7 protein-coding genes are annotated in these 9,695 nt (G+C 46.0%); 1 reads left to right on the top strand and 6 read right to left on the bottom strand.

Annotated features, from left to right (window positions below):
* Window positions 1–768: 768 nt before the first annotated feature.
* From G632_RS20735 to G632_RS0118050, 5 genes are all read right to left on the bottom strand, one after another.
* Window positions 769–1,578 (bottom strand): alpha/beta hydrolase family protein, encoded by an 810-nt coding sequence (locus G632_RS20735; RefSeq protein WP_022770918.1) that lies wholly within the window; start codon window positions 1,576–1,578, stop codon window positions 769–771.
* Between the two features lie 72 nt (window positions 1,579–1,650).
* The gene (locus G632_RS0118035) at window positions 1,651–3,594 is read right to left on the bottom strand and encodes an oxidoreductase (protein ID WP_022770919.1); all 1,944 of its coding nucleotides are present in this window, start codon (window positions 3,592–3,594) and stop codon (window positions 1,651–1,653) included.
* A 178-nt stretch (window positions 3,595–3,772) separates the two neighbouring features.
* Window positions 3,773–4,669: an alpha-hydroxy-acid oxidizing protein gene (locus G632_RS0118040; protein ID WP_022770920.1), complete on the bottom strand. Its 897-nt coding sequence runs from the start codon at window positions 4,667–4,669 to the stop codon at window positions 3,773–3,775.
* Entirely contained in the window at window positions 4,641–5,882 is a 1,242-nt protein-coding gene (locus G632_RS0118045) for a hypothetical protein (RefSeq protein WP_022770921.1), read from the bottom strand. Before G632_RS0118045 ends, G632_RS0118040 begins: the two co-directional genes overlap by 29 nt.
* 36 nt (window positions 5,883–5,918) lie before the next feature.
* Complete coding sequence (locus tag G632_RS0118050; RefSeq protein ID WP_022770922.1) at window positions 5,919–7,094, bottom strand: iron-containing alcohol dehydrogenase; 1,176 nt, start codon at window positions 7,092–7,094, stop codon at window positions 5,919–5,921.
* 140 nt (window positions 7,095–7,234) lie between these two features.
* Between G632_RS0118050 and G632_RS0118055 the strand changes: the two genes are divergently transcribed.
* The gene (locus G632_RS0118055) at window positions 7,235–7,906 is read left to right on the top strand and encodes a hypothetical protein (protein ID WP_022770923.1); all 672 of its coding nucleotides are present in this window, start codon (window positions 7,235–7,237) and stop codon (window positions 7,904–7,906) included.
* Here the strand turns inward: G632_RS0118055 and G632_RS21595 are convergent.
* A complete protein-coding gene (locus G632_RS21595; RefSeq protein ID WP_022770924.1) occupies window positions 7,895–9,541 on the bottom strand; it encodes an esterase/lipase family protein in 1,647 nt (548 codons plus the stop codon). The two genes, G632_RS0118055 and G632_RS21595, sit on opposite strands and share 12 nt — an antisense overlap.
* Window positions 9,542–9,695: the final 154 nt, after the last annotated feature.

The raw sequence follows: 9,695 nt of genomic DNA on the forward strand, positions 1-9,695 counted from the left end.
CCCTTAACAGCAAGCATAAATCCTAGTATTAAGCTCTTTTTCGTTTCTTCTAATCTACTTACTATATGCAAAACTTATAACCTCTCATTTCAACCTGACAATCATATCACATGAGCGCCTGAAATCAAAATGAAAATTATGTGACCCTCTCTCGCCGAATTCTGTGGCAAATATCCACTTTTTATCCTCCGGGACATGATAAATATTTGCACAAGAGGCCTTCCCTCGCCAGATTTTGTGGCAAATATCCACTTTTCATCCTTCAGGACATGATAAATATTTGCACAAGAGGCCTTCCCTCGCCAGATTTTGTGGCAAATATCCACTTTTCATCCTCCGGGACATGATAAATATTTGCACAAAGGGCTTTCCCTCGTTAGATTTTGTGGCAGATAGGCCCTTTTTACCCTCTTTGACATGAAAATCCATTGCGCAAAACCTTTTTTTGAGCCAAATTTTGTGGCAGGATGCCACTTTTACCTCTCCTTGACATGTAAATCAATTGCACAAAACTCTTTTCCTACCTTAATTTTATGGCATACAGGGCACTTTACACCCTTTTGACATGCAAAAAGCCTAGCGCAAGCATCTTTCCCCAGCCCCGCTTAGTGACTAATACGCGCAAAAAGAGAAGGACGCATGGGACAGTACGCTGAACGCCGCTTTTTGGCGCTCGGGCAGCCCTTGCATCCTTCTCTTTTTGTGCTACAATGCCCTATCTGCGGGGCTGACTTAAGCTCCCGGAAGAATTGGCACATTATTCATCTCTCACGAAATGTGCTCATAAATCTTCACAAAATCCACAGACGCTTCCCTTGCCATGTCGGAATCCTTGCCGTCGAAGCCGTGACCTGCGCCCTTTACCTCGCGCAGCGTTGCGTAGCCGTAGTTGGCAGCTGCAGTCCTGGAGTACTCTATCGGCACAACGTCGTCTTTGTTACCGTGGATCAGGAGTACCGGTTTCCCAAAGCCTGTCTGCAGGTCTTTTACATCGATATCCACTGCGACCTTGTCGTAATCGGGACTGAGCTTCATGCCGAACACCTCGGTATCGCCTCTCTCCAGGCGCTTTTTGGAATCATCCGGAATGACAAACGCCGGATACCAGAGAATTAGGCCCTTGACGTCTTCCGTATAAGCACGGCCAACAATCGCGGAAACAAGCCCTCCCTGGGACTCGCCCTGAAGATACAGACTATCTTTGTTCACATAAGGCAGGCACTTTACGCTCTCCATGACTGCCACGAGGTCCGCAGCCTCAGTCATGACGGTCATCTCCTGCATGGTTCCGTCGCTTGCAGACTCCATTCCGCCGCCACAGAAGTCAAAGAACACGCATACAATACCGTTTTCCGCATATCCTGCGCCGTGGTGCATCAGCTCTCTATAGTTTGACCCAAAGCCATGAGCAAATATGACCGTGGGAAAAGAGCCTTCGTCATCCGGTCTGTATATCAACCCCCTGATGACCCGGCCATTCTCCTTGGTTACTTCAAGTTCTTCTTTAATTGATGTATAAGTTTTATTTTCCATATCATCAATCTTACCACCATTTGCAAAAATCTTCCAAATCAGCAAGCAAAAAACTCCCTCCGCCCCTAAAACGAGCGAAGGAAGTCTTTGCTTACTATTTACTCTTTCCCTTATTTCTTATTCCATAAATCCGTATGCCAGATTTACTGCGTCGAGAGTTGCTTCCATGATCCTTCCGGGAACATTTGCATCACCTGCAGCAAGAACCGGGATTCCGAGCTCTTTAAGAGGCTTAAGAAGCGCATTCTCGGATTTTACACCAAGTGCAACGATAACATTGTCTGCATCAACTCTTGCTTCTGTGTGGTCCTTGGTACTCTGGATAACAATTCCCTTATCATCTACAGAAAGAACCTTCTGACCTGTGCAGATCTTCTCGCCCTGCTTGGTCACTCTTGTGATGTAGTCCACAAGAACTGAAGGGTAAAGACCTCTTCCGATCTGGTCAAGCATCTCGACAAGAGTTACTTCTCTTCCCTTGTAGCAAAGGGTCTCTGCAACTTCCATACCGGTGTTTCCGCCGCCGATAACCACAACAGAGCCGTCTTTTACATCTTTTGCTCCGCTCAGGAACTCTTCAGCTGTGATAACATTGCTTCCGTCGATTCCAGGGATTGGAGGAATGATAGGTGTTCCGCCGCTTGTAAGGAATACGCCCACAGGATCTACATCCTTGACATTCTCTACTGTAGCCTCTGTTCCAAGCCTTACCTCTATTCCGGAATTCTCAACTCTTGCAATAAGTCCGTTCTTGTAAGCACCAAGCTTGTCCTTAAGAACAGGCTTGTCTGCCAGATTAAGCTGTCCGCCGAGTACGTTTTCTTTTTCAAAAATAACAGGCTTAAAACCTCTCTCTTTAAGCGTGAGCGCCGCTTCCATTCCGGCCGGACCTCCGCCGATTACTGCTACAGTTCTGCCATCACCGTTTCTGTTTATCTTGTCAAACTCAACTTCTCTTCCGCATCTTGGGTTCACTGTGCATTTGATATGGCCATTTGCTCCGATTGCTCCAAAGCAGTTAAGACAGCCTATGCAACGGTTGATTTCTGCTTCTTTTCCGCACTCAGCCTTTCTGGACCACTCGGGATCTGCAAGATTTGCTCTGGCAACACCAATGAAGTCACATACGCCTTCTTCAAGGAGTGCTTCGGCAACTGAAGGCTCTTTTATATTATTAACAGCAATAACAGGAATGCTTACAGCTCCCTTGATTGCAAGTGCAAGATGCTTCTTCCAGCCCTGAGCAAATGAAGCAGGCTCTACGATAGTAGTTGATGACTCGTATATACCTGTTGAAACGTTGATAACATTGATTCCCCAGCTCTCAAGGCACTTTGCGATCTCGACTGTATCCTCTATCTTAAGTCCGCCATCTACGAATTCATCGGCACTGATTCTTACTGATATAGGATAGTCAGGTCCGCACTGCTCCCTGATTCCTGCGATAATCTCCTGCATAATGGTAAGTCTCTTTTCAAAAGAGCCGCCGTACTTATCCTCACGTTTGTTTGTATATGGGGACATAAATTCATTGAGCAAATATCCGTGTGCACCATGAAGTTCTACACCGTCCATTCCACCTGCCTTTGCAATAACTGCGCCGTTCACAAAGGCTTTAACAAGACCTTCAACCTCTTCTGTTGAAAGAGCTCTCGGCATCTCCTGGCATACCTTACACATTACTTCGGATGGTGCAACAATCTGTCTTCCTTCTATCTGAATTGCGTGATTCTCTCTTCCCGGATGATGAAGTTGCATAAATATTCTTGCTCCATGGCGATGAACTCTGTCTGTGAGCCTCTGAATTCCGGTAATATGAGAGAGCTTATAAGCTCCAAGCTGGCACGGACAAGCTGTTCCGTACATAGGCTCAACTCTGGTAACCTCAGTGATAATAAGGCCTACGCCACCTCTTGCCCTCTCCTCATAGTAGCGGATGATATGCTCATTGGCATGACCGTCTGGCTCAGCAAGACCAACTCCCATAGCCGGCATAACTACACGATTCTTAAGTGTAAGTTTGCCAATCTTCCCCTCTTCAAATAGTTTTGTAAAAGCCATAAAAGAAATCCTCCTTCTGCATAAATATAAGTTATGCTTATTATATGATAGCGCACTATATAATAGCGCACAATCATTATAATCGACAAACTTGCCTCGCCATATTTGTCTATTTTTTTGGTAAAAAAAATGACCCTCACCTTTAAGTGGAGGTCAAAATTATATGTTGCTGCTTTTCTTAAATCTGATACAGCACTGAGCTGTCGATGTCTGAAACATTCTCAAATCCTGTGGAACTCATTATATATCTGAGCTCATTTCCAACGCCCTTTATGAACTCACATACGCCGGCTGTTCCCTGACTCTCAAGGGATGGAAGCATTGATCTTCCAACAGCTGCTGCGTCTGCGCCAAGTGCCAGAGCTTTGAACACATCTGCGCCTGTTGCGATTCCGCAGTCGACGATTATCTTAACGTCCCTGCCCTCCAAAGCGTCTTTTATCTCAGGAAGGACAACCATCGGAGGTACGGCGTAAGGCACGCGGCCGTGATGATGGCTGACAATGATGGCCTTTGCTCCGATATCAGCGCTCTTTACTGCATCTGCGACACTGAGGACGCCCTTTACAACGAAAGGAAGCTTTGTCAGCTCAACATAGGAATGCAGCATTTCTGAGGTCTGGAAGCTCATTTCCTCACCCACAACCACGTCATAGCCGTCATTTCCAAAGATATGGTCAATATCCATACCGATTCCAAACGCGCCAACCGACTCCGCAAACTGCATCTGGTCTTTTACCTTACCATTGTCCGCATAGGGCTTAACGATCCTGATGGTCTTTGCGCCGGTATCGACAAGCTTTTTGAACTGATCGTTTTCCATCATTCCGCAGAAATTCAGGATATTTAAGTCTCTTGCAGCTTCCGAATATTCTTCCAGCCCGGTCTTTTCGCGGCCGTTGTAGTAACTAAGATGCGAAAAAGCCGGTGTCATAACGGGCATGGAAAAAGACTCCCCCAGAAACTCTATTTCCGTATTTGCTTTGACTGAATCGATGTACCTTGACTCAATGAGTATTGAATCCATGTACTGCTGTGTTATCACGTTAGCATCTGCTTGCCTGGTATAAGCCATTTTCTTCCTCCTTTTTATCTTCCATTTTCTTCATTTTATCAACATACTTGATTTCGTACTTTAGCTCTTTTGCCAGATATAATAAGCCGCCGAATTTCTCAACGTCACCATTCTCATGTGCAAGCTTTGCATAGTACTCAATTCGCTCCTCGCGAACCTTTTTAGGGTAAATCTTTAAAACCTCTACTGCCATGAAAAAGTACGGCTCATCAACGTCTCCCAGACAGTCAAAAAGAAAGTCAACCCCCTCGACGTTTTTGGGATATCCAAGCAGCCTTAAGAGCTCAACACCGTTGCATACGCTCTGATCGTTCTTGTACCTGTCAAAATTCAGATAGGTTAAAAGATCTTCATTCCCTGCTTTGACATCCCTGACTATCCTATTGATCTCCTTATCTGAAAGAACCCTCTCATAAATATCAGTGCTGCTACCGGCTTTTTTCTTATGCTTGTTCAGGAGATTCTTTTCCCAGAGATATCGAAATGCACCCCAGTCTTTCTTTGCAAGAGCCTCATCTATCGCCCCGTTGGTACCCGCAAATTCAAGCCATGCATGTTCAGGTACAGCTGTATAATACTCGCCTTTTTCTTTGAAAAAGTTCTCAAGTTCTCTGCTAAAAATGGTGCTATGAGCAATGAACGGAAGCAAGATAGTGTTTCCATCAACAGTATATAGTTCGGCTTTCCTTTTGTTGTAACCGATTATCAGGTCTATCGGAAGATATCCTCCCCAAAAAGAAATCCACTTTCCCGACTCACTGACCTTCAGAAAACGGGCTTCTTTTCCCGACTGGTAGGTATAGCGATGAAATACCTCATCTCGCAAAAGCTCTTTTAACCACAAGGAACCAAACATTTTTCCAAAATGTGGCAATTCGCCGAATTTATTGGGTTTGAGCGGCAAGCTGGTAGAAAAAACAGAATAATCTTCCTTTTCTTCTTCCTTTTCTTCCTCCTTGCTCTTATGCTTTCCGGGAAGTCCATATGCCAAAAGAAATATCGGTCCCAGACCTCCTATTGGCAAAAGCGTAAATATAGATAACATCGTAAGCGCAGCCGATCCTATCGTTTCATCTATAATCGCGCACAAGTAAAGCGAAACAAGAAAACCGATTGCAAAACTTCCAAATATGAGCACTAAAGATGCCACAAAGGCCAGTATTTTTCTTATAATGCCTCCGCGCTCACCAAATTCATTTAATTTTTTAAGCATGTACTACTAATATCCCTATTCCTTATAATTTGGCTATCATCCAATAGCCTTATGATATATCCTGTTAACATCCTCAGCTGACAGCGGTCTTATTCTTGAAAGCTTCAGTGTGTCCTGCATGGTCGCATCCAGCGAAAGAGCCTTAAGATCTTCTTCAGTGGGGTTAATGCCCAGGTCCTTCAGACTTACAGGCATTCCGATTGACTTAAAGAATTCCACGGTCTTTTCTATTCCTAAAAGAGCTGCCTTCTCATCATCAGTCTCCGAAACCTCCCACACTTTCCTTGCGTAGCGGGCAAATCTGGGAAGTGCCTCCCTGTAAAGCTCTTTTGCCCAGGAGCCCCATACTGCCGCTAGGGAATCACCGTGGGTTACGTCGAAGCGCGCCGAGAGTGCATGCCCCAGCTTGTGAACTGAGAAATCCTTGTCTCTTCCGCATTCTGTGAGGTTGTTATGTGAAAGGCTTGATGCCCAGAAAACTTCGCACATTGCATCATAGTTGGCCGGATCTCCCACAGCAATCTTGCCGTTCTTTATGACTGTCCTGAGAAGCCCCTCTGCAATCTCGTCTGTCATATCGCAGTGGCTGTCCGGGATAAAATACCTCTCCATGGTGTGCATCATGATATCTGTAACACCTGCAGCTATCTGATTCTTAGGGAGAGTTGCACCAAGTGCAGGGTTTACAATAGCAAATCTGCATCTGTTAAAGTCAGTATTTATGCCGGCTTTCTTGCCGATCTCCTCGTTGGTCAGAACTGCGGAGTTGCTCATTTCGCTGCCTGCAGCTGCGATTGTAAGAACCGCTCCGACAGGAAGGGATCTGGTAAGCGGTACCTTCTTAGTCCAGAGCTCCCACAGGTCGTTTTCAGGATTTGCAGTTCCGTGGGCGATGGCTTTTGCAGTGTCGATGGCACTTCCGCCACCTACTCCGATTATCATATCTGCGCCAAAGGCAAGAGCCTCTTTTACGCCCTCTTTAGCATGGGCCAGGGTGGGATTTGGCTTGGCTCCGCCGAATTCCTTATATTCAATGCCGGCTGTAGACAGAGATTTTTCTACTCTCTCAAGAAGTCCGCTCTTTATTACGCTCCCTTTTCCGAATACGAGGAGCGCCTTGTTTCCGTACTTTTTGGCAGTTTCCCCGGTCTCCTTCTCAACTTCTTTTCCAAAAATCACTTCTGTTGGTGTATAATATCGAAAGTTGTCCATTCCTGACCTCCTTATAAGCTAAACAATCACACTTACAATCGTATCTAAGGGCTAAGGCGTGGTCAAGATTTTTTGCAACAATATCTGCCTCTTAGTTGTATACATATTAGAAAGGCAGATAAGCACTAAAGGAGAAGATCATGAGCACAACAGATTATGCTAATGGCGGAATCCCAAAAACAATTGAAGAATTAAAAGACTATTGCGAAAGAAACGGCTTTACACCCAGCAAAACCAGGTTTTTCGTAGGCTTCGATTATACCGGTGCCAAGGCTTTTGGTATTTACAAGGATGATAAAACCGGAGAATTTGTGGTTTACAAGAATAAAGCAGACGGAAGCCGTGCGATTCGCTACCGCGGAACAGACGAAGAGTTTGCCGTTGTGGAGCTTTACGACCGTCTTCAGTCCGAGATTGCGAACCAGAAACTCAGATACGCAGCTGAAATGGCCGAAAGAGAACGCAACAAATACGAGAGCTCCTCATCATATACCGGAATGCCCGAGAGCATCAGAAACTTCCATATCGAGGATCATCCGGTAAGCTCCGGCTTTGACTTCGGCATGGATGAAAGCTATGAAGGTTCTTCAAGCGGACGCTCCGGAAATGGCGGTAATGGCGATGGATCCTCACGTGTACTTACTGCGATCATTTCCATTATTGTTTGGATACTGGTTGTGATCTTCGGTGTCGGAGGCGGCGGAAGCAGTAGCTACGGCGGTTCCAGATATGAGTCCAGCTACGACTACGATTCAGGCTGGAGCTCCGACAGCTGGGACTCAGGATATACAGACTGGGATTCAGACTGGTAAAAAGAGCCTTGTTATCATCTTTACCAGTTTCAGATAAAACGGTTTCACATTGACCCTCTTTGTAAGACCTCCCTGTAGGGACATGTGATCGCCCGTTGTGGCAGGCATTAAGTTCCAAACGCCGGGATTTATAGTCTGCCCCTCCTTATACTCCGCGGAGGGCGCTCCTATAGGCGCTCCGGCCGAAACCGTATTGACGAGGCCGTCGTTTGGCTGCCAGGACTCATCAACTATAAATCCGCCTGCCGTCGTTCCGGTATACCTGCTCATGTAGGTTGAGCCCTTTATGAAAAGACCTTCCGTAATCTCCGGATCGGGCTCCAAAAGGCCATTTTCTCCCACTTTTGTCGATACACAGGGGTAAGCAAAATAATATACGTCGTCAAACGTTGTTATAGTCTCATTCATGGCCAGTGCATTGTCTATATGCATGTCAAAGGCCGCATAATCCCAGAGCTGACGTCCGTCATACACAGGCGTTGATACGCCCGACATGCGCTTGCTCTTCTCTATGTACTCCTCAGGCACATAAATTTCAGATACGTCAAAAGACTCATCCTCGTACAGGTCATATGCTGTCGTGCCATTGGTGGGCGCTGCCAGCGTAACTACCGCATATAGCCCGTCTCCTCCGCCTCCCTTAAAGAAGTCCGAGAGATCATCCGGATCAGTTGCGGCAATTTCCTCCTGAGAGCCGTTTCTGATGAGCTCGGAAAAAAGTCTTACCGTAGCCCCTCCAAATGAGTGACCGATAAGTACGAACCTAGAATCTGCGAAATTATTTAATAACGGTTGTTTTGAATAATCCGTTCCAAAGCGCTCGTGGCCTGCTTTTTCGCTGTGAGCCTTTCCGTAATCCACCCTTGTTCCCGTAAGCTGAGCATATAGCTCACAGGCTCTGTCCCAGGCACTTCCCTTAGGGGCAACCGAGGCAGCGTAGCTCTCATAGCCTTTTTCATTCAGGTACCTGATGATATCTCCGTGAGAAGTCCCCCAGTACGGGAAGTACTCGTACTGCGTATCATAACTTCCCCAGCCCGAGAGCCCATGCACGAATATGAACTTCAGATCAGACTTCTTGGGGCTGTGGTATCCTACGGCAAAAGAGATTGCGCTAACGACCAGTAACAGACAAGTCATCCACACAACGGTCATTTTCACACCGTTGCTCCTTATCAGGAAGAAAGGATACGGGCCTTCCAGGCGCTTTGTATAGTTGAAATAAAGCATTACCAGGCCATAAGCGAGTGTTACAGTGGCCGGAAGCCACATCCACTTAAGGCTTACCCGCTTTTCAATCAGCATATATGAAAATGTAGAAATTATGGGAATTAACAGATGATGGAAAAGACCGCTTCCCGAAAACAGCAGCTCTTTCAGCATTCCGGACATCGGAACCAAGATGCATGCTGTCACAAAGAAGGTCATGATGAGCATGCAAACGCTGATAAACCTTAGCACCTCCACAGGCTCTTTTCCCCCAAAGATCACCAGAAGAATTGACGAAACCAGCGTCAGCAGGTTGGAAATCTGCGTGTAGTAGATAAAGTTCTTCTTAAGACCATGCCACTTAAATGCCTTTTTGAAAGCAATCAGCTCCAGGATAATTATCAGGAAATTTAAGACTCTTGCCATTTTTGTTTCCTCATTTTGAGCCCCGGGGACGGAGTCAGGGGCTCATTTTTTGAGTCACTGGGGACGTTTCAGTTTGTCTCATTTTGAGTCACCGGGGACGTTTCAGTTTGTCTCATTTTGAGTCACCGGGGACGTTTCAGTTTGTCTCATTTTG

Origin of the sequence: Butyrivibrio sp. NC2007, assembly GCF_000421405.1 — a bacterium.
GTDB lineage: Bacteria > Bacillota > Clostridia > Lachnospirales > Lachnospiraceae > Butyrivibrio.

Excerpts from the sequence above, each read along its gene's own strand:
- G632_RS0118035 (WP_022770919.1), bottom strand. The coding sequence starts at position 3,594 with ATGGCTTTTACAAAACTATTTGAAGAGGGGAAGATTGGCAAACTTACA.
- G632_RS0118040 (WP_022770920.1), bottom strand. The coding sequence starts at position 4,669 with ATGGCTTATACCAGGCAAGCAGATGCTAACGTGATAACACAGCAGTAC.
- G632_RS0118045 (WP_022770921.1), bottom strand. The coding sequence starts at position 5,882 with ATGCTTAAAAAATTAAATGAATTTGGTGAGCGCGGAGGCATTATAAGA.
- G632_RS0118050 (WP_022770922.1), bottom strand. The coding sequence starts at position 7,094 with ATGGACAACTTTCGATATTATACACCAACAGAAGTGATTTTTGGAAAA.
- G632_RS0118055 (WP_022770923.1), top strand. The coding sequence starts at position 7,235 with ATGAGCACAACAGATTATGCTAATGGCGGAATCCCAAAAACAATTGAA.
- G632_RS21595 (WP_022770924.1), bottom strand. The coding sequence starts at position 9,541 with ATGGCAAGAGTCTTAAATTTCCTGATAATTATCCTGGAGCTGATTGCT.